The sequence below is a fragment of the Jiangella anatolica genome, from assembly GCF_003236295.1.
Taxonomy (GTDB): domain Bacteria; phylum Actinomycetota; class Actinomycetes; order Jiangellales; family Jiangellaceae; genus Jiangella; species Jiangella anatolica.
In genome coordinates this window covers 1-24,445 of the sequence record NZ_POTW01000070.1, presented here as the reverse complement: position 1 = coordinate 24,445, position 24,445 = coordinate 1, and the positions used below count along the sequence as shown (strand labels likewise).

Here is a 24,445-nt window from a genome sequence, read left to right as displayed (position 1 = left end):
CGGGTGGCACGCGGATCTGCCTGGGTGACGAAAGGAGTCGTGATGAGCGCGCGCTCGCACCGGGGCTGGGTCCTGGCCCTCACCTCGATCGCCTCACTGATGGTGGCACTGGACACGCTGATCGTCACGGTCGCCCTGAGCACCATCAGGGACGATCTCGGCGCCACGCTGGAGGAACTGGAATGGACCGTCAACGCCTACAACGTCAGCCTGGCGGTGCTGCTGCTGACGGGGTCGGCGCTGGGTGACCGCTACGGCCGCCGCCGCATGTTCGTCGTCGGCCTGGTGGCGTTCACCGTGGCGTCGGCGGCCTGCGCGCTGGCGCCGGGCGTCGGCTGGCTGATCGTCGCCCGCATCGCGCAGGGCGCCGGCGCCGCGCTGCTGATGCCGTTGTCGCTCGCGCTGCTCAGCGCCGCCTTCCCGCCCGAGCGCCGCGGCCAGGCGCTGGGCATCTTCATGGGGGTGACCGGCCTGTCGGTGGTCGGCGGCCCGCTGCTGGGCGGCGCGATCACCGAGGGGCTGTCCTGGGAGTGGATCTTCTGGCTGAACGTGCCGCTCGGGCTGGTCGTGCTGCCGTTCGCGCTCACGCGGATCGAGGAGAGCCACGGCGCGGACTCCTCGCTGGACCTCGCCGGGCTGGTCCTGGCGACCGGGTCGGCGCTCGGTCTGGTGTGGGGGCTGGTCCGCGGCAACGAAGCGGGCTGGGCCAGCGCCGAGGTCGTGACGACGCTGGTGCTCGGCGCGGTGCTGTTGGTGGCGTTCGTCGGGTGGGAACGGCGGAAGGCGCACGCGATGCTGCCGATGCGGCTGTTCCGGTCGCGGGCGTTCTCGGCCGCCAACGGGGCCGGGTTCCTGCTGGTCGCGTCGCTGTTCGGGACGCTGTTCCTGATCGCGCAGTTCCTGCAGGTCGCGCAGGGGCACTCGCCGCTGCAGGCCGGACTGCGGCTGATGCCGTGGACGGGCTGCCTCATGATCGTGGCGCCGATCGCGGGTGCGCTGGTCGACCGGTTCGGCGAGCGTCCGTTCCTGGCCGGTGGACTGGCGCTGCAGGCGGCCGGGTTCGGCTGGCTGGCGCTGGTCGTCGCGCCGGACCTGGCCTACGCCGAGATGGTTCCGCCGTTGGTCGTCGCCGGCATCGGGATCGCGATGGCGATGCCGGCCACGCAGAACTCCGCCGTCGGCGCTGTGCCCGCGGACATGATCGGCAAGGCCGCCGGCGCGAACACCATGCTGCGCCAGCTGGGCGGCGTGTTCGGCATCGCCGTCCTGGTCGCGGTGTTCGCCGCCCGTGGCGGCTACGAGTCGCCGGCGGCGTTCACCGACGGGTTCGCGGCCGCGCTGACCGGCGCCTGCCTGCTGGCCGTCGCCGGCGCCGCCGCCGGGCTGCTGCTGCCGGCCCGGCGGACGACGACGGCTCCGGCCGCGGGTGAGCGGACGGCGGAGGTGGTCAGGAGCTGAAGTACTCCGTCAGCACCGGGACCTGTGCGGCCGCCTTCACCATGTGGGTCTGGCCGGGCAGGGTCCGGTGCTGCGCGTTCGGCAGCACCTCGGCCAGCCGGCGCTGGCTGTTGCGCATGTACTCCGGGCTCTTGCCGCCGTCCATGACCAGCGCCGGCTGCGTCACCGCGGACCACCGGTCGGCCGGGAACGGCTTGCCGTAGCCGGTGTCGCCGAGCACGCGGTAGTCGTTCGGGATCGTGTGCGCGACGGCCGACAGCTTCTTCCACACCTTGGTGGGCCGCATGATCGCGATGACGATCGACGGCGTGCCGACGGTCTTCATGAACAGCTTGACGACGTCGCTGCGGCGGCCCGCCGCGACCAGTTCGTCGGTGCGCGCCAGCAGGTCCGGCGCCCACGGCTTCCCGGTGTCGTCGGTGACGGCCGGCAGCTCGTAGAGCGCGAGCTTCGTGACGCCGGAGCCCGGCCGCTTCGCCGTCTCCAGCGCCAGCGCCGCGCCGGACGAGCAGCCGTACAGATACACCTCGCCGCCGGCCTCGGCGATCAGCGCCTCCAGGTCCTCGACCTCCCGCTCGACGGCGTACGGCGCGGTGTCGCCGCTCTCGCCGCGGCCGCGACGGTCGTAGAAGTAGACGGTGAACGTCGCGGCCAGGGCGTCGGCGAGTGCGGCCATCGGGCCGAAGTCGCGGTAGCACAGGGCGCCGTCGACGAGGATCAGCGGCGGGCCGGAGCCGACCTTGGTGTAGGCGATGGTGGTGCCGTCGGCGGAGGTGACGGTGGACATGGGCGAACTCTCCTTGTCGGGTGGGATCAGCCGAGGACGCGGGTCAGCCAGGCCTGCCAGGCGGCCTCGGTGTGCTCGTGTGCGCCGTCGGCGAAGACGTGGTGGGACGCGACCATCGGGCCGCGGAACCCCTTGACGAACCGGAACAGCGCGTCAGCGGTGCGGATGCCGAGCGTGTCGGCGTTGACGAAGTACACGACACCGTCGACGCCCTGCAGCCGGACCGCGTCGCCGGCCTCGACGGGTGCGGTGACGCCGAGCTCGGCATGCAGCGCGGCCCAGGCGTCCTCCCAGTCGGCGACCGGCGGGCCGAACGCCGTGACCGGTGTGGCGGTGCGGCCGGCGAAGTGCGTGACGTACTCGAACAGCGTCCGGAAGAACAGCTCGTGGCCGCGCGACATCGCCTCGAACTCGTCGGCCCAGTCCTCGCCCGGGAGGAAGCCGCTGGTGACGACGCGCAGTGTGGTGCTGCCCTTGTCGCGGCCCTCGAGCAGGAACTCGTAAGCGACGAACCGGCCGTCGGACGCGGGCTCGCCGCCGTAGGCCAGTCGCTTTCCAGGCTCCCACGCGGTGATGTCGTGCGTCGGCGCGTAGCCGCCGAAGTCGATGCGGACGGCGCCGTCGGGGCCCGGCTCGACGTCGGCCCGGCCCATGAACCACGACTCGATGCCGGGGCCGGTCGCGATGGCGTCCCACACCTGCTCGGGCGTGGCGTCGAGGTCGGCCTGCTCGGCGGACTCGAACCGGTGACCCATGATCAGGACTCCTTCGGTGTGTCGACGCTCGGGTGGACGGCGACGATGACGCGGTGCGTGCGCCCGCCTGCGGCGTTCTCGTCGTGGTACTTGGCCACGAGCGCGGTGACGGCGCCGCCCAGCTCCTCGGCGAACGCGGCGCGGTCGTCGGCGGAGGCGAAGCGCACCTCGCCGTCGATGGCGAACGTCGCGACGCGCTGGCGCGCCTTCGTCGATGCCGTGATGAGCAGGCCCACGTCGCGGACCAGCTTCGACGCCAGCGAGAGCAGCCAGCGCGCGGACAGCTTGTCCGGCGACCGGCCCGGGTCGGGCTGCACGGCCGCGAGCGCGACCGGCGAGATGACGTACGACGCCGCCGTCGCCTGCAGCACCCGCTCGGTGACGTTGCCCTTGCGCCGCTCCTCGACCAGCTCGACCAGGCCGTGCCGCTCCAGCGTGCGCAGGTGGTAGTTCACCTTCTGCCGCGCCAGGCCGACGCGGGCGGCCAGCATGGTGGCCGAGCCCGGCTCGGCGAGCGCCGCCAGCAGCCGGGTGCGCATCGGGTCCAGGGACGCCTCCGCCGCGGCGGGGTCCTCGATCACTGCTACGTCCTGCATGCCGAGTAGCGTGTCACCGACAAAACTATTTGTCAAGGCCGAATGAGCTGTCGGAGGTCTTGGCCAGTGAGAGAATCGATGCGAACATGTGTTCGTGGCAAGTCGCGCGACGATCCTGCATGCCGACCTCGACGCGTTCTACGCGTCGGTCGAGCAGCGCGACGATCCCGACCTGCGCGGCAAGCCCGTCATCGTCGGCATGGGCGTGGTGCTCGCGGCCAGCTACGAGGCCAAGGCGCGCGGCGTGCGGACGGCGATGGGCGGCCGGCAGGCGCGGCGGCTGTGCCCGGACGCCGTCGTCGTCTCGCCGCGGATGTCGGCCTACTCCGCGGCCAGCGAGGCGGTCTTCGAGGTGTTCCGGCAGACGACGCCGCTGGTCGAGGGGCTCTCCATCGACGAGGCGTTCCTCGACGTCGGCGGGCTGGCGAAGATCTCCGGCTCGCCGCCCGAGATCGCCGCCCGGCTGCGCCGCGAGGTGTTGCGCCAGGTCGGCCTGCCGATCACCGTCGGCGTCGCCCGCACGAAGTTCCTGGCCAAGGTGGCCAGCGCGGTCGCCAAGCCGGACGGCCTGCTGGTGGTCGAGCCGGACCGGGAGCTGGCCTTCCTGCATCCGCTGCCGATCGAGCGACTGTGGGGCGTCGGCGAGAAGACGTCGGTCAAGCTGCGCCAGCGCGGCGTCTACACCGTCGGCGACGTCGCCCGGCTGGCCGAGCGGTCGCTGGTCGCGATCGTCGGGCCGGCGGCCGGCCGGCACCTGCACGCGCTGGCGATCGGCCGCGACCCGCGGCGCGTCGTCGTCGGGCAGCGGCGGCACTCGATCGGGTCGCAGCACGCGCTCGGCAGCTGGCGGCGCACCCCGGCCGAGCTGGACGCCGTCGTCGTCGGCATCGTCGACCGGGTGACCCGGCGGCTGCGGGCCGCCCACCGCGTCAGCCGCACCGTCGTGCTGCGGCTGCGCTTCGACGACTACACGCGGGCGACCCGCTCGCACACGCTGTCCGAGCCGACGTCGCACACGGGCCAGCTGCTCACCGTCGTCCGCAATCTCATCGCCGGGGTCGCGCCGACGATCGAACGGCGCGGGCTGACGCTGGTCGGTGTCGCGCTGAGCAACCTCGAGGACGACGACCCGCTGCAGCTGCCGCTGCCGATCGACCGGCACGGCGGCGCCACCCTCGACGCCACCGTCGACGAGGTGCGCAACCGGTTCGGCACCCGCGCGGTCACCCGCGCCGTGCTGCTGAACAAGGACGAGGGCCTCGTCATGCCGATGCTGCCCGACTAGTACCTCACCCGGTAGCGCAGATGGGTCGCTTGGAGGGCTGACGACGAAGATCGGCTGCCGTTGAGGTGCCGCCCCAGTGGTCCATCAGCTCGGCGGTGCGCCGCCCGGTGACGACCGCGCCGCCACCGCCCATCTCGGCCGTCACGTCGGCCGCAGGGCCGGTCACCTCGGCGAACGTGCCGCCGGGCGCGAACCAGTCATGGAGCCGGTGACCCCCGGGGCCGCCGAGGAAGTCGTCCGGGGTGGCGATGTAGCCGTCGACGGACACGGACATGAAGAGCACGGATGCGGACATGGCCTCACGGTGGCCCGAGGACGCGCCGGCGACAAGACGGTGGCCCGAGTTGTCCGAAACCGTCCCCCCGGGACCGTCCAGCCGGAATGATGATCCACGTGGCGGCCGACGCTTCCGATCTGCATGACGACGCGCTCTGGCTGGGCGGCGCATACGAGCTGGCCATCGAACTGGGCGAGCGCGACGACGCACGGCTGGACGCGGCGCTGACGGCCCTGTGGGAGGCCGCGGGCGTCGTCGGCTGCCAGGCCGCCGTCCGGGCCGAGCCGGGGACGTGGACCGACTCGCCCTGCACCGCGGCCGCCCTGCAGCGGCACGGCCGGCTGGCCGGGCAGGTGGCGCTGCCGCGGCGGCGCACCGTCGTGTGCGGCGCCCGCGCGGTCCGGCAGCGCTCGGGCGCCGACTGGCTGGTGTTCTTCATCCCCGTGGGCGCGCTGGACCTGGCCGAGCCGCGCAGCGCGGCGTTCCCGTTCCGCGGCGGCGACTCGCTGCTGTGGCGGCGGCCGCTGGACCGCTGGCTGGCCGGCATCGGCGCCGAGGTGCACGCGGCGGTGCCGTTCCGGCTGGCGCTGATCGGTCCCGAGGTCGCCGGCCTGACGTCGGCCCGGTCGCTGGGCGGCCGCCCACCGGCCGAACGCTGGGCGGCGTACCTGCTGCCGTCCGGTGACGGCCTGGAGTACCACCAGGCCGACCGCTGACGCCGTCACTCCAGCGGGTGGCGCATCCAGACGTTGGGCTCGACGTACACCGCGTGGTCGTGCTCGACGCTGCAGCGCACCGGGACCAGCGCCTCCGGGACGACGACGTCGCCGGACGCGTCGAACGGCAGCCCGGTCCACTCGCGCCACTCGGCCAGCGTGCCGGTGATGACCATCGACCGCGGCGCCACCTTGACGATCGTCGCGCCGGCCCGTGCGTGCACCCGTAGCCACGGGTCGGCGGGCAGCCCGTCGGGCCGGGTGCGGTAGGCGTACTCGCTCATCGGCGTGTGCGGCTCCAGGTGCTTCGCGCTCGGCCGCACCGGCGCGACCAGCTCGGTGAAGCCCAGCCGGCGGACGTTGTCGCGCATGGCCTGGAGCATGACGGCGGCGAGGCCCTGACCGCGCCGGTCGGGCCGGATGACGATCTCGAGCGCCGACACCAGGGTGGGCTTGGTGCCACGGTCGCGGTCGAGCGCCGCCCAGCGGATGACGCCGTCCCAGCCGTCGTCGGGCAGCTGTTCGCGGTGTGTGCCGCCGAACTCGAACGGGACGGTGTAGGCGAGGGCGACCGGGGTGTCCGGCGGCTCGTACGCCATCAGCACGTGCTCCGGATGGTTCCGCTGGACGTCGGCGTAGTACAGGTCGGCCGTGGGGTCGTGCTCCATGAACGTCGGCCACAGCTGCGGCAGCTGCCCCACCAACGCGGCCAGTTCCGGCCGCTGGTCCCGCGATTCGATGATCAGATCTCCGGGCATGGCCGGATTGTGTCAGTTCCGTCAGCCGGGAAGCATGTCCTTTTGCCGGGCCACCGCCTGGCGCACCAGTGCCGCCACGGCGGCCGGCTCGGCGTGGGCCCGCGCGTGCGACACGCCCCGCAGGTACTGGCCGTCGCCCGTGAGCAGGCCGTCCGGGTCGTCGAGCAGCGAGCCCTTGTGGAACGACAGGCTGACGGCGCGCTTCGTCGCGGCGACGGCACACACCCAGTGGTGCCAGTCGCCGCCTGCCGTGAAGGTCAGCCGGTTCCACTTGATCGCCTCGTCGAGCTCTGGCGCGGCGGCGCGGACCTGGTCGGCGAGCTGAACGGCCTCGTCGCGGCGGTCGGCGGGCAGGTGGTCGAGCCAGACGTCGATCTGGCCGGGGTGAGTGGTCATGGCGTTGCACCTCCGCCTCCTGGCATACCCCCTGTGCGGTCGCTGAAGCGGGACCTGAAGGAAACCGTAAGGCGATACCGGCATGGTGGTGGGCATCGAGAAACGACGACACAACCGGAGGACATCATGCGCAAGATCATCGAGTCGACCTTCACGACGATCGACGGCTCCATCTCCGACCCGCAGGTGTGGGGCCAGCCGTACTGGGACGAGCAGCACAACGACTACAACGCCAAGCTGGTCTACGGCTCGGACGCGATGCTGCTCGGCCGGGTGACCTACGAGGGCTTCAAGGACGCGTGGCTGTCGCGGGCCGGCGACCCGTTCGCGGACCGCCTGAACGCACTGCCCAAGTACGTGGCGTCGCGCACCCTGACTGGCGAGCTGGAGTGGAACTCGACCGTCCTCGAGGGCGACGTCGCCGAGGCGGTCGCCGCGCTCAAGCAGCAGCCGGGCGAGAACATCATCAAGTACGGCACCGGCGAGTTCGACCGCACGCTGCTGGAGAACAAGCTCGTCGACGAGTACCACTTCTGGACGTTCCCGGTCATCGCCGGTGGCGGCGACCGGCTGGGTGACGGCCTCGACCTCGCGCACCTGAAGCTGGTCGACCAGACCGTGTTCGACTCCGGCATCATCGTGGGCGTCTACGCGCCCAAGTGATCCGCACCCAGGTCACCGTCAGCTAGCGCGGCCGTCCGGCGAAGTCCCGGGCGGCCGCGCTGCTGAGCGCGGCGCCCTCCGCACGGGCGGCTGTGAACGCGGCCTCGTCCTGCGCCGACCGGACCAGCGCCACGACGCGGTCCGCCTCGCTCTGCTCGGCCGGCGACAGCGGGAAGCCGTCGGCCTCCCGGGTCGCTTCGGCGGCGCCGAGCACGACGGCGGCGTCGTGGGCCGCACCGGCCAGGGCCAGCGCCGCGGCCGCCCCGAGCAGCGCGGCCGTCGAGCCCCGGCCCCCCGTCACCTCGACGCCGACGTCGTGGGCGCGCAGGTGTAGCGCGAGCGCCGCGGCCGGGTCGTCGCGGTCGGCGGCGAGCAGGCCGAGCTCGTTGAGCACCATCGGCGCGTAGAACGCGATACCGGCCGTCTCGGCCTGTTCCTCGGCGCTGCGCAGCAGCCGGGTCAGCAGCTCCTCGGCGGTGTCCAGGTCACCGCTGCGGCGGGCGGCGTAGGCCAGCCCGATCGTCGCGAACACCTGCGCCGCGTGGCTGCCGTACTGGGCGGCCAGCCGCACCGCCCGCTCGGCGTGGGCCCGCGCGCCGACGGGGTCGCCGGTCTGCACGCCGATCCAGGCCTGCCAGGACAGCACGGCGCCGACCTCCGCCCACAGGCCGAGCGCCTCCGCCCGCGGCAGCGCGTCGGCGCACAGCCGCAGCGCCTGCTCGTAGTCGCCGGTGAGGTCGGCCTGCCCGATCAGCCAGTCGGTGGCCTGCAGGACGCCCCAGTCGTCGCCGAGCTCGGTGAAGATGCGCGCGGAGGCGGAGGCGGCCTCGTCCATCGCCGCCGGGTCGCCGTGCAGGTGCGCGAGCCGCGCCCGCAGCATCAGCGTGGCCGCCTCGCCCCAGCGGTCGCCGGTCGCGGCGAACCCCGCCGTCGCCCGGCCGAGCAGCCGCTCGGTGACGGCGGCGTCGCCGAGGTCGAACGTCGCGTGGCACAGGAACCACTCCGCGCGGGCCTGCCCGGCGTCGTCCCCGGCATCGTCGAACGCACGTAGCGCCGCCTCGCAGCGCTCCAGCCAGTCCTCCTGGTCGCCCTGCATGACGCCGATGCCGGTGCGCCAGCTCAGCGCCCGGCCGCGGAGGCCGGGCGGCGCGTCGCCGGGGACCGCCAGCGCCGTCTCCAGCGCCCGGCGGCCCTCGGTGAGCCGTCCGCGCAGCAGCCAGTACCAGGTCAGCGCGCTGGTCAGGCGCAGCGCCAGCTCGGCGTCGCCCAGGCGCTCGGCGGTGTCCAGTGCCGCGCGGAGGTTGGCCGACTCCGCGTCGAGCGTGCGCAGCCACTCGCCCTGACCGTGACCGCGCAGCTCCGCGTCGGCCCGCTCGGCCAGGCCGGTGTAGTGGCGGGTGTGCCGGGCGCGGACGACGGCGTGCTCGCCGGCCTCGTGCAGCCGGTTGACGCCGTACGCGGCGACGGACTCCAGGAGCCGGTAGCGCGGTCCGCCGGCCCGCTCGTCGACCACGACCAGCGACCGGTCGACGAGCCGGACCAGCGAGTCCAGCACGTCGAGGTCGCCGTCGGCGCAGACGGCCTCCGCGGCGGCCAGCGTGCAGCCGTCGGCGTGTACGGCCAGCCGCCGGAGCACGACCTGGTCGTCCGGCTCCAGCAGGTTCCAGCTCCAGTCGATCGCCGCGGCCAGCGTGCGCTGCCGGGCCGGCCGGTCGCGCGGGCCGCTGCCCAGCGCGCGGAACCGGTCGTCGAGGCGTTCCAGCAGCGTGTGCACGCCGAGCGCGCGGACCCGGGTGGCGGCCAGCTCCAGCGCGAGCGGGATGCCGTCCAGCCGGCGGCACAGCTGGGCCACGACCGGGCCGCTGTCGGCGTCGAGCGTGAACCCGCGGGCCGACGTCGCCGCGCGGGCGACGAACAGCTCGGTCGCGGCGGGCAGGTCGAGCGGCGGGACCTCCCACAGCACCTCGCCGCTGAGCCCGAGCGGCTCCCGGCTGGTGGCCAGCACCGTCAGGCCCGGCACGTCGCGCAGTAGCCGGCCGGCGAGCGCGGCGGCGTGCTCGACGAGGTGCTCGCAGTTGTCCAGCACGAGCAGGAGCCGCCGGTCCCGCAGCGCCTCGGCCAGCCGGTCCACCGGCGTCGCCGGCCGCTCGCCCGGCTCGGCGGCGTCGCGGACGCCGAGCACGGCCATCGTCAGCTCGGCGATGTCGTCGACGGCGCGCTTGGGCTGCGGTCGCTCCAGCGCGGCCAGCTCGACCAGCCAGCCGCCGTCGTCGTAGTCGCCGGCCAGTGGGTGCGCCGCCGTCGTCGCCAGCCGGGTCTTGCCGACGCCGCCCGGCCCGGTCAGCGTCACGAGGCGCTCCTTGCCCAGCAGCTCGCGTAGCTCGCCGACGGCGTCGTCGCGGCCGATCAGCGGCGCCGGGGCGGGCAGGTTGGTGGCGCGTTGCGACGGGCTCAGCCGCGGGTCCTGCTCGAGGATCGCCTGGTGCAGCGCGGTCAGCTCCGGCCCCGGATCCAGCCCCAGTTCGTCGGCGAGACCGCGGCGGAACTCCTCGTAGCCGGCCAGCGCCTCCTGCTGCCGCCCGGCCCGGTAGAGCGCGTGCAGGTGGATCGCGCGCAGCCGCTCCCGGAACGGGTGGTCGGCGACGGGGCCGGCGAGCTCCGCGGCCAGGACGGTGTGCTCGCCGAGGTCCAGCCGGGCCTGCGCCAGCAGCTCGACGGCGGCCAGCCGGCGCTCCTCCCAGCCGGCGGTGACGGTGCGGGCGAACTCATGGTCGGCGAAGTCGGCCAGCGCCGGGCCGCGCCACAGCGCCAGCGCCTGCGTCAGCAGGTCCCGGCTCCGCCGTGGATCCGCGCCGGCGGCCTGTTCGACCAGCTCGTCGAACCGCGCGACGTCGACGGCGTCGGTCTCCAGCGCGTAGCCGGGCGCCCGGGAGACGACCAGCTCGCGGGCCCCCGTCTCGGCGTCGTCGAGCGCCTTGCGCAGCTGCGAGACCCGCACCTGCAGCGCGGCGGCCGGGCTCCCCGGCACGTCGTCGCCCCACACGTCCTCGACCAGCCGGTCCGCCGGCACCGTCCGGCCCCGGTGCGCCAGCAGGACGGCGAGCAGCGCCCGCACCTTCGCTCCCGGCACCGTGACCTGCTCGCCGTCGTCGGTCCAGACGGTCACTGGGCCGAGGACACCGAAACGCATCCGCCCACCCTAACCACGGCTACGATCCGGGCATGGCCACGTACGTGGACGAACGGTTCGACGGCGACGATCTGGACACCGGTCTCTGGTTTCCTTATTACCTCTCGCACTGGAGCTCCCGCGCCGAGTCGGCCGCGACGTACTCCGTGTCCGGCGGCGAGCTGCGGCTGTGGATCCCGCCGTCGCAGGGGATGTGGTGCGCCGACCGGCACGAGCCGCCGCTGCGGGTGTCGGCGGTGCAGACCGGCGCGTTCTCCGGGCCGGTGGGCGGCACCGTCGGGCAGCAGCCGTTCGTGCCGGGGCTGACGGTGCGCGAGGAGCAGCCGCCGTTCTGGGGCTACACGCCGACCTATGGACGGTTCGAGGCCCGGTTGCGCGGGGTCGTCTCCGAGCGGTCGATGGTGGCGTTCTGGCTGTCCGGCATCGAGGACCGGCCGGAGCGGTCCGGCGAGATCTGCGTCATGGAGGTGTTCGGCTCGGCGGCGCACGACGTCGGCATGGGCGTGCACGCGTTCCGCGACCCGCTGCTGCGCGAGGACTTCGAGGCGCCCTGGCTGGACCTGGACGTCGCCGAGTTCCACCTCTACGGCGTCGACTGGCGGCCCGGCCGCGTCACCTTCAGCGTCGACGGCCGGGTCGTCCGCGTGGTGCACCAGGCGCCGGACTATCCGATGCAGCTGATGCTCGGCGTGTTCGACTTCCCCGCACGTGGTGGTTCCGCCGACGAGGTCCCGGAGCTGATCGTGACGCACGTGAGCGGCCAGCCGCTGCAAGCCGTCTAGGCTCGCGGTCGTGGAACTGGAGTTCACCGGTGAGATCTGGCACTGGCGCGGCCCGGCGCCGTTCCACTTCGTGACGGTGCCGGCCGACGAGAGCGCGGAGCTGGCCGAGGCCGCGGCGATGGTCTCGTACGGCTGGGGGATGATCCCCGTCCGGGCCCGCATCGGCGGCACCGATTGGACCACGTCGCTGTTCCCGAAGGACGGCGGCTACGTCGTCCCCCTCAAGGACGTCGTCCGCCGCGGCGAGGACCTCCACGTCGGCGACGTCGTGACGATCACCCTCTTCGTCGAGGTGTGAGCGCCGAGGTCAGCTCGGCGGTGCGAGCCAGACGGCGGTGTACGTCCAGAAGAGGCCGCGGCGAACCTTGACGCCGGGAAGCGATGCGTGCACGTCCGCCCTGATCTCTGTGTATGAGTCGGCCGGTGCCGCCACGGGCGCCGTCATGTTCTCGGGGAGTTCAGAGGCGCGCCGCGGGTGGAGGACCAGACCGATGAGCTGGTTCAGCAGCACCGAGACGAGTTCGAGCCACCACCCCGAGCGTGGCTCGTCGCGGTGGCAGCCGACGATGATCAGCCTGCCACCTGGGGCTACGACCTCTTGTGCCGCGCGAATGCCTTGGTGCAGGGGGAGGTGATGGAGCACGGCGACCATCGAGACGACGTCGAAGCGAGCGTGCTCGCTGGTGGGGAAGGCCGATTGAACGACCGTGACGTTGGAAAGGTCCCTCGTGGACGCGGCCGCCTTCTTCGCCGTGCCGGGGTCGGGCTCGATCCCGGTGACCTCCGGCAGGACGCGCGCGAGCCGGCGAAGCAATCCGCCAGTGCCGCAGCCGATGTCGAGGGCCGTGACGGCGCCGGCGCGTCGTCCGCGCCAGGCGTGGTAGAGCACGAAGGGCGCGTAGGCGTCGTTGTGCGACCACGAGTGACGCCGATTGACGCGAGCGAGGGCTTCGAGCAGGCGCGTCCTCATGAGTGGAGCGGGTGACGGGAATCGAACCCGCGTTATCAGCTTGGGAAGCTGGAGTTCTACCATTGAACTACACCCGCGTGTGCCGCCCTCAGAGGCGGCACGACGCCGAGCATACCTCACCCCCGGGCCGGCGAGGCTGACGAGGCGGCACCCGCTTCGGCCGGTTCGGGCGCCTGCGCCGGCAGCCGGATCGTGAACGTCGACCCGGCGCCGACCATGCTCGACACCGTCACCGTGCCGCCGTGCGCCTCCACCAGGTGCTTGGTGATCGCCAGCCCGAGTCCGCTGCCGCCGGTGGCCCGGGTCCGCGACGTGTCGGTGCGGTAGAAGCGGTCGAACAGGTGCTCCAGGTGCTCGCGCTCGATCCCCGGCCCGTCGTCGCGGACGGCGAGCACGACGTCGTCGGTGATGATGTCGTGGGAGAGCCTGACCAGGACGGTGCTGCCGGAACCGGAGTACTGGACGGCGTTGGCGACCAGGTTGCCCAGCGCCTGCCGCAGCCGCACGGGATCGGCGTCGGCGGGGACGGACGGCGGGGCGGCGACGACCAGCTCGACCGACGACGCCGAGGCTGACGGCTGGTGGGCGGCGACCACCTGGCGGGCGAGGTCGGCGACGTCGATGGTCTCGCGGTGGATGCGCAGCATGCCGGCGTCGGCGAGGGCGAGGTCCTGCAGGTCGTCGATCAGCCGCTGCAGCAGCGCGGACTCCTCCAGCAGCGACGACACCAGCTGCGGGTCCAGCGGGACGACGCCGTCCTCGGCCGCCTCGAGGTAGCCGCGGACGTTCGCCAGCGGCGTGCGCAGCTCATGCGCGATGTCGCTGACCATCGCCTTGCGCTGGCGCTCGTTCTGCTCGATCGACGACGCCATCGCGTTGAAGGCGTGCCCCAGCTGGGCGACCTCGTCGCGGCCGGTGACACGGACCCGTGCGCCGCGTCCGCCCGACGCCATCCGCTGGGCCGCCTCGGTGAGGGTGCGGATCGGGTGCGACAGCCGCCGCCCGGCGAGGACGGTGACGCCCGTGGCGGCGGCCAGCACGCCGAGCCCGGTGAGCGCCGTGCGCACCCAGCCGCCGCCGGAGAACGCGTTGAACCGGTCGGTCGAGCCGACGTACAGCAGCGCCGGATCGGCGAGGTACGGCTCGATCGCCTGCTCGTACGCCGTGGCGTCGCAGTCAGCCACGATGCCCTGCATGGCCGGATCGTCGTTCGCGACCCGGAGCTGGAGCAGGCCGTTCTCGGTCTGAATGGGGTCGGCCTCGATGCCGGCGGCGCTGAGGCACTCCTGGGTCAGCCGCACCTGCTCGCTGTTGAGGGCGATGCTGGCCTCGCTCGGCTTCAACAACTCCGGCGGCACACACTGCTGCGTGGTCACGTCGACCGGGGCCTCGGTGGCCGGCGCCGTCGGGTCCGGCCCGTCGCTCGTCTCGACGTAGGTCCGCAGGACGTTCCCGTCGGGACCGACCAGCAGCTCGTCGGCCCCGGCCTGCGTCAGGCACTCGTTGGCCGCGACGACGAGCCGCTCGCGGTTCGCCGTCTCCGCCGCGGTCAAGCGCCAGACCGGCCCCGCTGCCTCCAGCCCGACGGAGCCGACGATGGTCATCTCGTCGGTCAGCATGGTGACCGTCTCCCCGGGCGGCGCCGTCTCCTTCAGCGGAGCCGGCGTCGTGGCGCCGGTCGGCGTGGGGCTGGCCGGCGGCGCCGCGGAGCCGCCGGCCCCGGCCTCCGCCTCGCCCTCGAGCATCCACGTGTCGACGGTGGACGACGCGGCGGCCACCGCGACGCCGCCGGCCATGACCGCCAACGGAGCCATCGGGTCGACCTCGGCGATCGGCGTGGACGGCAGCGGCGGCGAGTCGCCGGCATCTGAGGTGGCCGAGTCGGCCAGGATGTCGCCGTCGGCGTCGGTCAGCGCGACCCGGTTGCCCGTCATCGCCGCGAGGTCGTCGACCATGGCGCCGACGCCGGACCACGAGTCGTGGCTCTGCGCGTAAGCGATCAGTGTCTGGTAGACGGTGTTGTCGGCCTCGAGGCTCCGCTCGAACTCGCCACGCAGCCGCTGGCTGGTGCTCTGGGTGGTGATCCAGGCGGTCGCCGCGATGGAGATGACCGCGACGCCGAGGAACAGCACCAGCAGCCGGACGAACAGGTTACGACGCATCGCGGACCCCCGGTCGGTCAGCCATCTTGTAGCCGACGCCGTACACCGTCAGCAGGAAGGCGGGCGCCGCCGGATCGGCCTCGATCTTGCGGCGCAGGTTCATGACGTGGACGTCGACCGTGCGGTCCAGCGCGTAGTGGTCGAAGCCGAACGCCTCCTCCAGCAGCTTCTGCCGCGGGAACACCCGGCCCGGCTCGGCCGCGAGACAGGCCAGGATCTTGAACTCCGCCGGCGTCACGTCGATCTCGCGGTCGTCGACGAACACCTGGTGCCGGCCCGTGTCGACCACCAGCTCGCCGATGCGCAGCCGGGAGTCGGGCGCCCGGTGCCGGTCCGCCCGGCGCAGGATGCTGCGGACCCGGGCCACCAGCTCGCGCGGGCTGTACGGCTTGGTGAGGTAGTCGTCGGCGCCGAGGTCCAGGCCGAGCAGCAGGTCGTCCTCGGTGGACCGCGCGGTCAGCATGATGATCGGGGTGTCGGACTCCTGCCGCAGGATCCGGCAGACGTCCAGACCGTCGACCCGTGGCATCATGATGTCGAGCACGAGCAGGTCAGGCCGGCGCCGCCGCGCCTCGTCCAGCGCCGTCCGTCCGTCGTGCGTGATGACGACGGCGTGACCCTCGCGCTCGAGGTAGCGGCGGACGAGCTCGGCCTGTTTGACGTCGTCCTCGGCCACGAGGATCCGGGCTCCCATGACATTCGAGTGTGGCAGGAACCTGTCAGGAAGCTATGAAGAGCGCGGATCTGACGGCTCCTTCACAGGTTCTTCACAGCCCACTTCGCACCCTTCTGCCATGACGAATTGGCGTGCACGGGCCCGGCTGCTGGCATTCGCGTGCGTCGCCGGGCTGGCCCTGGCCGGCTGCGGCGACGACGACGGTGGCGACGGCCAGAACGACGGGACGAACGGCGACTCCGCGGACCAGTCGGGCGACGGCGAGGAGCTGAGCCCGCTGGAGGAGTACCTGGGGGAGAACTCCGGCCTCATCAGCGGCGGGGCCGTGACGATGGCCGTCTCCGCCGCCGAGATGGACGAGGACGAGCGCCAGAAGCTGCGCCAGGTCGAGGAGCTGGTCGCCGCCTGCATGGAGGAGGCCGGCTTCGAGTACATCCCGGTCGACCCGATGGCCGGCGACACCGGCGAGGACCCGTTCGCCGAGGCGTACGCGTTGCCGCCGGACGAGTTCGCCCGCGAGTACGGCTACGGATACACGACGCTCATGAACCCGGAGAAGGAACAGGAATGGGTCGACCCGAACCAGGAGATCCGCGACGGCCTGTCCGAGGGCGCGCTGGAGGAGTACTACCGCGTGCTCTGGGGCGATGGCGTCGAGGTGGCCGACGGTGGCGGCGGCGTGGCGATCTCGCCGCAGGAGGGCGCGTCCGGCGCGCCGCAGGCACCGCTGCAGCAGGGTTGCCACGGCGAGGCCCGCGCCGAGGTCTACGGCGAGGACGACGGCATGATGATGGGGCCGGACATGAGCGAGTTCGAGGGCCTGTTCGAGGACCTCGACGCGCTGCGGCAGCGGATCGAGAGCGACCCGCGCATCACCGAGGCGGCCGAGGAATGGGCCGCCTGCATGGCCGAGGCCGGCTACAGCGAGTTCGAGGGTCCCGACGACCCCGAGTCGGCGGTCATGGACCGGCTCAGCGAGCTGTACGGCTGGGACGACGAGGCGCCCACCGACGCGCCGGAGGAGGACGAGCCGAGCGTCAGCATCGGCGGCGAGGGCGGCGAGCTGCCCGAGATCGACGAGGCGGCCTTGGCCGAGTTGCAGGAGTACGAGATCGCTGTCGCGACCGCCGACTACGAGTGCGAGCAGGACGGGTTCGGCGAGGTCCGGCGCGAGGTCGCGTGGGGCTTCGAGGAGGAGTTCGTCGAGCAGCACCGGGACGAGCTGGAGCGCTATCGCGACGCGATGGCGGAGGGCCCGGCGGGTAACGCCGGTGGCGTCGGGTGAGCCGGTCCCGCAGCCGGACCCTGCTCATCGTCGGCGGCACTGCCGTCATCGCCCTGGGTGCCGGCATCTACGCCGGCACCCGCATCACCTCGCCCGCCGACGCCATCGCGCGGACGGCCGCCCCCGAGGCCTCCGAGGTCACGGTCCCCGTTGAGTTGCGCACGCTGGAGAGCGAGGTCGTGACCCGCGGGGACGTGACGGCGGCCGGCGCCGTCGCCGTCACGCCGGAGACCGGCGGGCTGGAGACGCCGCCGATCGTGACCGGGCAGGTCCCGGCGGTCGGCGCGGAGATCGCCGAGGGTGCGGCGCTGCTGGAGATCGTGGGGCGGCCGCTGATCGCGCTGGCCGGCGAGCTGCCGATGTACCGGTCGCTGCGGCCGGGCATGAGCGGGCCGGACGTCGCCCAGCTGGAGGCGGTGCTGGACCGGCTCGGGCTGGATCCGGGCGAGGTCGACGACGAGTACACGTCCTCGACGGGCAACGCCGTCGCGGAGCTGTTCGAGCGGATCGGCTACGAGCCGCCGGAGCCGGACCCGCAGGCGCAGTCGGAGCTGGACGCGGCCAACGACCAGGTCGACCAGGCCGAGGACGCGGTCGAGGATGCCGAGGAGGCGCTCGAAGAGGCCGAGGACGGGGCCGGCGACACGCCAGAGGGTGCCCCGGTCGACACCGACGCGCTGCAGGACGCCCTGGACGACGCCGAGGAGCAGCTCGCCGAGGCGCAGACCGCTCGCGACGAGGCCGCGTTCGCCGCCGGCACTCCGCTGCCGGCATCGGAGGTCGTGTTTATCGCGAGCCTGCCGCGCCGCGTCGACGAGGTGAACGTCCGCCGCGGTGGCCAGGTCGACGGCGCCGTCATGACCGTCAGCGGCGCGTCGCTGGTGGTGACGGCGAACGTGGACGACGCCGACTTCGACCTGCTGGCCGTCGACCAGGCGGTGTCCATCGAGACGCCCGACGGCGAGCAGGTGCCGGGCACGATCACCGCGATCGAGGAGGCCACCGGCGAGGGCGCCACCGGTTACGACGTGACCATCGCGCCCGGCGAGCTGACGCCGGAGCAGTCCGAGGCGCTGCGCGGGCAGAACGTCCGCATCACCGTGCCGATCGAGAGCACCGACGGCGAGGTGCTCGCGGTGCCGCTGGCGGCGCTCACCGCCGGACCGGGCGGCGAGTCCCGGGTCGAGGTCATGCGCGACGGCGTCGCCGAGCTGGTCGAGGTCGAGGTCGGCCTGACCGCGCAGGGCTACGCCCAGGTCACGGCCGTCGACGGCAGCCTCGCGGCGGGCGACCTGGTGGTCGTCGGCGACGCCGACGACGAGGAGAGCGACGGGGGCGAGGAGTGACGCCGCCGGTGGTCGAGATGATTGGGATCGGCCGCGTCTTCGCCGGGCCGCCGCGGGTCGAGGCCGTGCGCGACGTCGACCTCAGCATCGGCGAGGGGGAGTACCTGTCGATCATCGGGCCGTCCGGCTCGGGCAAGTCCACGTTGCTGCACCTGCTCGGGCTGCTGGACCGGCCGTCGCACGGGACCTACCTGCTCGACGGCGTCGACGTGAGCACGCTGTCCGAGCGGCGCCGGACCCGGGTGCGCGGCGAGCGGATCGGTTTCGTGTTCCAGGCCTTCCACCTGCTGCCGCACCGCACCGTGCTGGAGAACGTGGAGCTGGCGATGCTCTATCAGCGCACCCCGCGGCGGCAGCGGACCGAGCGGGCCCGGGAGACGCTGGAGCGGGTCGGGCTGGGGCATCGCCTCGACTTCGACCCGCTCACACTGTCCGGCGGCGAGCGGCAGCGGGTCGCGATCGCCCGTGCCCTGGTCGCGCGGCCCAGCCTGCTACTGGCCGACGAGCCGACCGGCAACCTGGACTCGGGCAACGCCGCATCGGTGCTCGACCTCTTCGACGAACTGCACGCCGAGGGCCTCACGCTCGCCGTCATCACGCACGACGACGGCGTCAGCGCGCGGGCACAGCGGCGGGTCCGCATCGTCGACGGGGTCATGTCAGACGTCGCGACGGCCGGGGTGGTCGCATGAGGCGCTGGCGGCCGCCAGGGCTGGGACGGCTGCGCCGGCCGAGGCTGCGCGTGCCCGGATTCCGGCGGCGACGAGCGGGCGGGCGGCTGCGGCCGACCCGGCGCGGTCGCCGGATGACGCTGCGCGATCTGCTGGCCGAGGCCCTCGCCGGAGTGGCCGCCCGGCCGTCGCGACTCGCGTTGACCACGCTGGGCACCGTGCTCGGCATCGCCGCGCTGGTGGCGACGATCGGGCTCGGCCAGACGGCGGCCGGGCAGATCTCCGACCGGTTCGACGAGGTCGCGGCGACCCGGGTCACCGTCGAGCCGGGCGAGGCCGACGGCCCGGACGGCGAGATGGCGCTGACGCAGTTGCCGTGGGACGCGCCCGAACGGCTGGAACGGCTGGCCGGCGTCGCGTCGGCCGGCACGTTCGCCACCGTCGACGTGGGCCAGGATCCGGTGCGCGGCGTGCCGTACGGGACGCAGGAGCAGACGGTGCCGGTCGCGGCCGCGTCGGCGGGCCTGTTCGAGGCGCTCGGCGGGAGGCTGTCCGGCGGCCGGTTCTTCGACGAGGGGCACGACGCGCGTGGCGACGCCGTCGTCGTCCTGGGCCGGTACGCCGCGGACCGGCTGGGCATCAACCGGGTGGACTCGCAGCCGTCGATCTTCATCGGCGACCGCGCGTTCACCGTGATCGGGATCCTGGACGCCGTCGACTACCGGTCGGAACTGCAGGACTCGGTGATCATGCCGATGACGACGGCGCGCGAGCTCTACGGCCTGCAGGCGCCGCAGACGGTGGAGATCCGGACCGACCTCGGCGCGGCGCAGCTGATCGGCGAGCAGGCGCCGATCGCCGTCGACCCGAACAACCCCGACCTGCTCGACGTGACCGCGCCGCCCCCTCCGGGCGCCCTGCGCGACAGCGTGTCGGCCGACGTGAACGGACTGTTCCTGGCGCTCGGCGGGCTGTCGCTGCTGGTCGGCGGCCTGGGCATCGCGAACGTCACGCTGCTGTCCGTGCTGGAGCGGGTCTCGGAGATCGGGCTGCGCCGCGCGGTCGGGGCCGGCCGGACGCACGTGGCCGGCCAGTTCCTGGTCGAGAGCGGGATCGTCGGGTTCCTCGGCGGGCTGATCGGGTCGACGATCGGGGTGCTGGCGACGATCGGGGTGTCGGTGGTGCGGGACTGGACGCCGTTGCTGGACGTCCGGCTGGCGCTGGTGGCCCCGTTCCTCGGCGGGCTGATCGGGCTGGTCGCCGGCGCGTACCCGGCCTGGCGAGCGGCCGCCGTCGAGCCGATCACCGCGTTGCGCACCGGGTAGCTGCGCTCGGGGCGCCGGAGGCCCGATGCTGGTGCGGTGGAGATCTTCGCGGAGCGGACCCAGCTCGCGCTCGACCTCGTGGGAGTGTTCTTCTTCGCGGTCACCGGCGCCCTGCTGGCGGCCCGCAAGGGATTCGACATCGTCGCGAGCGCGCTGCTGGCCGGGGCGACCGGGCTCGGCGGCGGGGTGATCCGGGACCTGATCATCGGGGTCCGGCCGGCGGCGCTCGAGCACCCGGTGTACCTGCTGCCCGTGGTGCTCGCCGCCGCCGTCGTCTACCTGTTCTTCCCGCACGTCTCGCGGTTCCGGCGCACGCTGCTGCTGTTCGACGCGGCCGGGCTCGGCCTGTTCTGCGTCACCGGCACGGAGAAGGCGCTGGCCGCGGGCGTGCCGGCGGTGTCGGCGGTGCTGCTCGGGGTGACGTCGGCGGTCGGTGGCGGCCTGCTGCGCGACGTCGTGGCACGCGAGGTGCCGTCGGTGTTCCGCGACGACGACATCTACGCGCTGCCCGCGATGGCCGGCGCGGCCGCCGTCGCCGTGCTGTGGTGGGTGGACGCGCTGTCGGTGTGGACGGGGGTCGCGGCCAGCGTCGTGACGTTCGCGCTGCGGGCCCTCGCCGTCCGGAACCGATGGCGCGCACCGCTGGCCTACCGCCGTCAGCCCCCGGACGGCTGAGCGCTTGCGCCGGGCGTGGTGAAGGAGCACCGTGGGCCGGGCGCCGCGGCGAGCTTGGTGTCCAGCGTCGCGAGCGGGCAGTCCAGGTGTTCGGCCAGCGCCACGTACCAGGCGTCGTACGACGTGACGTTGCCGCGCAGGTCCCAGATGCGGCCCGCGAACGGGGCGAGAGGGAACAACTCGACCCGCAGCGCCTGCAGGTCGGTGTAGGCCATAGAGGCGGTGTCGTCGCTGATGGCGCCGGCGAGCGCGGCACGGCGCAGGATGCTGGCGGCCTCGACCGGCATCAGGTGAGGCGCCGCCAGCGGCCGGTCCGTGAGCAGGTCCTCCGCCCAGGTGCCTTCCGGGCCGCTGTCCACCAGCGCGGACACGACGAGGCCGGCGTCGACGACGATCGTCACCGCCGATCGGCGTCTCGGTCAGAGAGGATCTCGGTCGCGCTGAGCCTGGAGCCAGTGGCTCGCTTGCGCTCACGAACGGAGGCGAGCAGGTCATGAGGCTCGGGCCGGCGTACGAGCTCCATCAGCTGCAGCCGGACGTACTCCTGCAACGACCGTCCGCTGCGAGCGGCCCTCGCCGCCAGCTCGTCCCTGGTCTCTTCGGGGACGTCGCGAATCGTGATCGAAGTCATGCATGCATTCTGCTGCTAACTCCAGCGATCTGCAAGTCCCCGGAGTCCGGGTGCCGTGCCATCGGCTCGGTCGGTAGTGTCCCCACATGCTGCTCTCCGACCGCGACATCCGAGCTGCCGTCGAGTCGAAGCGGGTCACGCTCGACCCGTTCGACCCGGAGATGATCCAACCGTCGAGCATCGACGTCCGGCTCGACCGGTACTTCCGCGTGTTCGAGAACCACCGCTACCCGCACATCGACCCGGCCGAGGAGCAGCCCGACCTCACCCGCATGGTCGAGCCGCACGGCGGTGAGCCGTTCGTGCTGCACCCCGGCGAGTTCGTGCTGGCCTCCACCTACGAGACGGTGACGCTGGGCGACGACGTCGCGGCGCGGCTGGAGGGGAAGTCCAGCCTGGGCCGGCTCGGCCTGCTGACGCACTCCACGGCCGGGTTCATCGACCCGGGCTTCACCGGGCACGTCACGCTCGAGCTGTCCAACGTCGCGACGTTGCCGATCAAGCTGTGGCCGGGCATGAAGATCGGCCAGCTGTGCTTCTTCCAGCTCTCGTCGCCGGCCGACGAGCCGTACGGGTCGGAGCGGCACGGCTCGCGCTACCAGGGCCAGCGTGGCCCGACGCCCAGCCGGTCGTACCTGAGCTTCCACCGGACCCCGATCGAGTAGCGGTTACTGGCGAGTAATCTAGTACGCGAGAACCGTCCCACCGGCAAGGAGGCCGAGCCCGCATGCAGTACGTTGCCGTGGTCGTCGCGCTGGGCGTGTCGGTGCTGGCGTTGGTGGTGTTCACCGACGCGGTGGTCCGGATGGTGCGGGTGATCCGGCTGGGCGGGCCGGAGCCGGGCCGGAAGGGGAACCCGTCGGGGCGGACCCGGCAGCTGGTGCGCGAGTTCCTCGGGCACACGAAGATGGCCAAGCGCCCGGTGGTGGCCGCGGCGCACTGGTTCGTGATGGTCGGGTTCTTCGCGTTGTTCTTCACGCTGGTGACGGCGTATGGGCAGTTGTTCGACGCGTACTTCGCGTTGCCGCTGATCGGGCACTGGATCCCGTTCGAGTGGGCGACCGAGGCGATCGCGTGGCTGACGTTGATCGGCATCGTGGTGCTGACGGTGATCCGGCAGCGGTCGCATCCACGGCGGCTGGGCCGGCGGTCGCGGTTCTTCGGGTCGAACTTCTGGCAGGCGTACTACGTGGAGTTCACGATCGCGACGATCGCGGTGAGCATCCTGGTGCTGCGTGGGCTGGAGTACCGGCTGTACGGGCACGGGGATGTGTGGCACTTCCCGTTGACGGCGTTCATCGGCTCCTGGTTCGACTCGGTCGCCACGCCGGACGCCGAGCTGACGGTGCACGTGGTCGCGGCGCTGAAGATCACCGTGTCGTGGCTGTTCTTCACCGTCATCGCCTGGAACCTGACGATGGGCGTGGCGTGGCACCGCGGCCTGGCGTTCTTCAACATCTGGTTCAAGCGCGACCCCGAGGGGGGGCCGGCGCTGGGGGCGGCGAAGCCGCTGATGGTGAACGGCGCGCCGGTGGACTTCGAGGCGCTGGACGACCTGCCCGACGACGCGTCGCTGGGTGTGGGGAAGGTCGAGGACTTCTCCTGGAAGGGCCTGCTCGATTTCTCCACGTGTACGGAGTGCGGGCGGTGTCAGTCGCAGTGCCCGGCGTGGAACACCGAGAAGCCGCTGTCGCCGAAGCTGTTCGTGACCGCGCTGCGCGACCACGCGTACGCGAAGGCGCCGTACCTGCTCGACCCCGACACCGCGCCGGCGTCGGCCCACGCCGAGACCGAGCGGCCGCTCGTGGGCGACGTGGAAGCGGGCGGAGTGATCGACCCGGACGTGTTGTGGTCGTGCACGACGTGCGGGGCGTGCGTGGACCAGTGCCCGGTCGACATCGAGCACGTCGACCACATCCTGGACCTGCGCCGCTACCAGACGCTGATCGAGTCCGAGTTCCCCAGCGAGTTGAACGGGTTGTTCAAGAACCTGGAGAAGGCCGGCAACCCGTGGGGCGTCAACGCCTCCAAGCGGATGGACTGGGCCGCGGGGCTGTCGTTCGAGGTGCCGCGGGTCGGTGTCGAGGTCGACTCGCTGGATCAGGTGGAGTGGCTGTTCTGGGTCGGCTGCGCGGGCGCGTTCGAGGACCGGGCGAAGAAGACCACCCAGGCCGTCGCGGAACTCCTGCACACCGCCGGGGTGTCGTTCGCGGTCCTGGGTGACGGGGAGACCTGCACCGGCGACCCGGCCCGCCGCTCGGGCAACGAGTTCCTCTATCAGCAGCTGGCGGCGCAGAACATCGACGTGCTGCGCGAGTCCGGAGCCGTGCGCGTGGTGTCGACCTGCGCGCACTGCTTCAACACGATCAAGAACGAGTACGCCCAGCTCGGGCTGGAGCTGGAGGTGGTGCACCACACCCAGCTGCTGAACCGCCTCGTGCGGGAGGGCCGGCTGACCCCCGTCGCGCCCGCCGGCGACGCCCAGATCGCCGGCCGGGCGGTCACCTACCACGACCCCTGCTACCTCGGCCGGCACAACCAGGTCTACACGCCGCCGCGGGAGCTGGTCGGTGCGCTGCCGGGGGTCGAGCTGCGTGAGATGCCACGCAACCAGCAGAACTCCTTCTGCTGCGGCGCCGGCGGCGCCCGCATGTGGATGGAAGAACGCATCGGCACCCGCATCAACACCGCCCGCACCACCGAGGCACTCGACACCGGCGCCGAAGCCATCGCGGTGGGCTGCCCGTTCTGCCGGGTCATGCTCTCCGACGGCCTCACCGAGGCGCAGGCCGACGGCCGCGGCGAAGGCGTCGAGGTCCTCGACGTCGCCCAGCTGCTGCTCGCCGCCGTCAAGCGCGGTTCCTGACCTTCTGACGTCACGTGACGCCATTCGTGGCGTCGCGTGACGCTGCCTGCCGTCAAGGCGGCGTCACGATGACGCTTGACGTGACGCCATCATGACGCCAGGATGGCGTCATGGAGCTCACCCAGTACGTCGAAGCACTGCGCGCCTCGCTGGCCGCCGCCGGGCAGGCCGCCGC

General features: G+C 72.8%; 25 protein-coding genes and 1 tRNA gene. 13 read left to right on the top strand and 13 right to left on the bottom strand.

Annotated elements, in window-relative coordinates; translation table 11 throughout:
* The first annotated feature begins 42 nt into the window (after positions 1–42).
* Entirely contained in the window at positions 43–1,458 is a 1,416-nt protein-coding gene (locus C1I92_RS23335) for a DHA2 family efflux MFS transporter permease subunit (RefSeq protein WP_111257052.1), read from the top strand.
* On the opposite strand, the gene C1I92_RS23330 is transcribed toward C1I92_RS23335, so the two are convergent.
* The 3 genes from C1I92_RS23330 to C1I92_RS23320 are packed head-to-tail and all read right to left on the bottom strand — an operon-like array spanning position 1,448 to position 3,596.
* Positions 1,448–2,245 (bottom strand): alpha/beta fold hydrolase, encoded by a 798-nt coding sequence (locus C1I92_RS23330; RefSeq protein WP_111257051.1) that lies wholly within the window; start codon positions 2,243–2,245, stop codon positions 1,448–1,450. The two genes, C1I92_RS23335 and C1I92_RS23330, sit on opposite strands and share 11 nt — an antisense overlap.
* A 26-nt stretch (positions 2,246–2,271) precedes the next feature.
* Positions 2,272–3,000 carry an SRPBCC family protein gene (locus C1I92_RS23325; protein WP_111257050.1) on the bottom strand — a complete coding sequence of 243 codons (729 nt, stop codon included), beginning with the start codon at positions 2,998–3,000 and terminating at the stop codon, positions 2,272–2,274.
* A gap of 2 nt (positions 3,001–3,002) precedes the next feature.
* Positions 3,003–3,596: an ArsR/SmtB family transcription factor gene (locus C1I92_RS23320; protein WP_111257049.1), complete on the bottom strand. Its 594-nt coding sequence runs from the start codon at positions 3,594–3,596 to the stop codon at positions 3,003–3,005.
* An 88-nt stretch (positions 3,597–3,684) separates the two neighbouring features.
* Here C1I92_RS23320 and dinB point away from each other — a divergent pair, with 88 nt between their 5' ends.
* Positions 3,685–4,881, top strand: coding sequence for a DNA polymerase IV (dinB, locus tag C1I92_RS23315; RefSeq protein ID WP_111257048.1), 1,197 nt, complete (start codon positions 3,685–3,687; stop codon positions 4,879–4,881).
* 4 nt (positions 4,882–4,885) lie between these two features.
* Here the strand turns inward: dinB and C1I92_RS23310 are convergent, their stop codons facing one another.
* A complete protein-coding gene (locus tag C1I92_RS23310) occupies positions 4,886–5,176 on the bottom strand; it encodes a dihydrofolate reductase family protein (RefSeq protein ID WP_111257047.1) in 291 nt (96 codons plus the stop codon).
* 98 nt (positions 5,177–5,274) lie between these two features.
* Here C1I92_RS23310 and C1I92_RS23305 point away from each other — a divergent pair, with 98 nt between their 5' ends.
* Complete coding sequence (locus C1I92_RS23305; RefSeq protein WP_146605254.1) at positions 5,275–5,874, top strand: hypothetical protein; 600 nt, start codon at positions 5,275–5,277, stop codon at positions 5,872–5,874.
* Between the two features lie 5 nt (positions 5,875–5,879).
* Here C1I92_RS23305 and C1I92_RS23300 read toward each other — a convergent pair whose 3' ends face one another.
* Together C1I92_RS23300 and C1I92_RS23295 are read right to left on the bottom strand one after the other, a co-directional pair.
* Positions 5,880–6,632 carry a GNAT family N-acetyltransferase gene (locus C1I92_RS23300; protein ID WP_111257045.1) on the bottom strand — a complete coding sequence of 251 codons (753 nt, stop codon included), beginning with the start codon at positions 6,630–6,632 and terminating at the stop codon, positions 5,880–5,882.
* A 21-nt stretch (positions 6,633–6,653) separates the two neighbouring features.
* Entirely contained in the window at positions 6,654–7,028 is a 375-nt protein-coding gene (locus tag C1I92_RS23295; protein ID WP_111257044.1) for a DUF1801 domain-containing protein, read from the bottom strand.
* A gap of 126 nt (positions 7,029–7,154) precedes the next feature.
* Between C1I92_RS23295 and C1I92_RS23290 the strand changes: the two genes are divergently transcribed.
* Entirely contained in the window at positions 7,155–7,691 is a 537-nt protein-coding gene (locus C1I92_RS23290) for a dihydrofolate reductase family protein (protein ID WP_111257043.1), read from the top strand.
* Between the two features lie 22 nt (positions 7,692–7,713).
* Here the strand turns inward: C1I92_RS23290 and C1I92_RS23285 are convergent, their stop codons facing one another.
* A complete protein-coding gene (locus C1I92_RS23285; protein WP_199521518.1) occupies positions 7,714–10,857 on the bottom strand; it encodes an AfsR/SARP family transcriptional regulator in 3,144 nt (1,047 codons plus the stop codon).
* A 56-nt stretch (positions 10,858–10,913) separates the two neighbouring features.
* Here C1I92_RS23285 and C1I92_RS23280 point away from each other — a divergent pair, with 56 nt between their 5' ends.
* Both C1I92_RS23280 and C1I92_RS23275 read left to right on the top strand, forming a co-directional pair.
* The gene (locus C1I92_RS23280; protein WP_111257041.1) at positions 10,914–11,663 is read left to right on the top strand and encodes a glycoside hydrolase family 16 protein; all 750 of its coding nucleotides are present in this window, start codon (positions 10,914–10,916) and stop codon (positions 11,661–11,663) included.
* A 10-nt stretch (positions 11,664–11,673) separates the two neighbouring features.
* Positions 11,674–11,961: a DUF1905 domain-containing protein gene (locus C1I92_RS23275; protein ID WP_111257040.1), complete on the top strand. Its 288-nt coding sequence runs from the start codon at positions 11,674–11,676 to the stop codon at positions 11,959–11,961.
* Between the two features lie 9 nt (positions 11,962–11,970).
* On the opposite strand, the gene C1I92_RS23270 is transcribed toward C1I92_RS23275, so the two are convergent.
* From C1I92_RS23270 to C1I92_RS23255, 4 genes are all read right to left on the bottom strand, one after another.
* A complete protein-coding gene (locus C1I92_RS23270) occupies positions 11,971–12,633 on the bottom strand; it encodes a class I SAM-dependent methyltransferase (protein ID WP_111257039.1) in 663 nt (220 codons plus the stop codon).
* A 3-nt stretch (positions 12,634–12,636) separates the two neighbouring features.
* Positions 12,637–12,710, bottom strand: a tRNA-Gly gene (locus C1I92_RS23265).
* Between the two features lie 39 nt (positions 12,711–12,749).
* Positions 12,750–14,795 carry a sensor histidine kinase gene (locus tag C1I92_RS23260; RefSeq protein ID WP_111257038.1) on the bottom strand — a complete coding sequence of 682 codons (2,046 nt, stop codon included), beginning with the start codon at positions 14,793–14,795 and terminating at the stop codon, positions 12,750–12,752.
* Positions 14,785–15,489 (bottom strand): response regulator, encoded by a 705-nt coding sequence (locus C1I92_RS23255; RefSeq protein ID WP_111257037.1) that lies wholly within the window; start codon positions 15,487–15,489, stop codon positions 14,785–14,787. Before C1I92_RS23255 ends, C1I92_RS23260 begins: the two co-directional genes overlap by 11 nt.
* Positions 15,490–15,589: 100 nt before the next feature.
* Here C1I92_RS23255 and C1I92_RS23250 point away from each other — a divergent pair, with 100 nt between their 5' ends.
* Genes C1I92_RS23250 through C1I92_RS23230 form a run of 5 tightly spaced genes read left to right on the top strand, consistent with a single transcriptional unit; the run spans position 15,590 to position 20,773 of the window.
* Positions 15,590–16,756: a hypothetical protein gene (locus tag C1I92_RS23250; protein WP_111257036.1), complete on the top strand. Its 1,167-nt coding sequence runs from the start codon at positions 15,590–15,592 to the stop codon at positions 16,754–16,756.
* The gene (locus C1I92_RS23245; RefSeq protein ID WP_199521517.1) at positions 16,753–18,102 is read left to right on the top strand and encodes a hypothetical protein; all 1,350 of its coding nucleotides are present in this window, start codon (positions 16,753–16,755) and stop codon (positions 18,100–18,102) included. Before C1I92_RS23250 ends, C1I92_RS23245 begins: the two co-directional genes overlap by 4 nt.
* 17 nt (positions 18,103–18,119) lie before the next feature.
* Entirely contained in the window at positions 18,120–18,794 is a 675-nt protein-coding gene (locus C1I92_RS23240; RefSeq protein ID WP_111257061.1) for an ABC transporter ATP-binding protein, read from the top strand.
* Positions 18,791–20,098 carry an ABC transporter permease gene (locus tag C1I92_RS23235; RefSeq protein ID WP_199521516.1) on the top strand — a complete coding sequence of 436 codons (1,308 nt, stop codon included), beginning with the start codon at positions 18,791–18,793 and terminating at the stop codon, positions 20,096–20,098. Before C1I92_RS23240 ends, C1I92_RS23235 begins: the two co-directional genes overlap by 4 nt.
* Before the next feature lie 36 nt (positions 20,099–20,134).
* Entirely contained in the window at positions 20,135–20,773 is a 639-nt protein-coding gene (locus tag C1I92_RS23230; protein WP_199521515.1) for a trimeric intracellular cation channel family protein, read from the top strand.
* On the opposite strand, the gene C1I92_RS23225 is transcribed toward C1I92_RS23230, so the two are convergent.
* Both C1I92_RS23225 and C1I92_RS35475 read right to left on the bottom strand, forming a co-directional pair.
* Positions 20,755–21,174 (bottom strand): type II toxin-antitoxin system VapC family toxin, encoded by a 420-nt coding sequence (locus C1I92_RS23225; protein ID WP_111257034.1) that lies wholly within the window; start codon positions 21,172–21,174, stop codon positions 20,755–20,757. The genes C1I92_RS23230 and C1I92_RS23225 overlap by 19 nt on opposite strands.
* On the bottom strand, positions 21,171–21,404 hold the full coding sequence (locus C1I92_RS35475) for a FitA-like ribbon-helix-helix domain-containing protein (RefSeq protein WP_111257033.1): 234 nt from the start codon (positions 21,402–21,404) through the stop codon (positions 21,171–21,173). Before C1I92_RS35475 ends, C1I92_RS23225 begins: the two co-directional genes overlap by 4 nt.
* Positions 21,405–21,490: 86 nt before the next feature.
* Between C1I92_RS35475 and dcd the strand changes: the two genes are divergently transcribed.
* Together dcd and C1I92_RS23210 are read left to right on the top strand one after the other, a co-directional pair.
* Positions 21,491–22,069, top strand: a complete 579-nt coding sequence (dcd, locus tag C1I92_RS23215) for a dCTP deaminase (RefSeq protein WP_111257032.1) — start codon at positions 21,491–21,493, stop codon at positions 22,067–22,069.
* 62 nt (positions 22,070–22,131) lie between these two features.
* Positions 22,132–24,270: a (Fe-S)-binding protein gene (locus C1I92_RS23210; RefSeq protein WP_111257031.1), complete on the top strand. Its 2,139-nt coding sequence runs from the start codon at positions 22,132–22,134 to the stop codon at positions 24,268–24,270.
* The last annotated feature ends 175 nt before the right edge of the window (positions 24,271–24,445 follow it).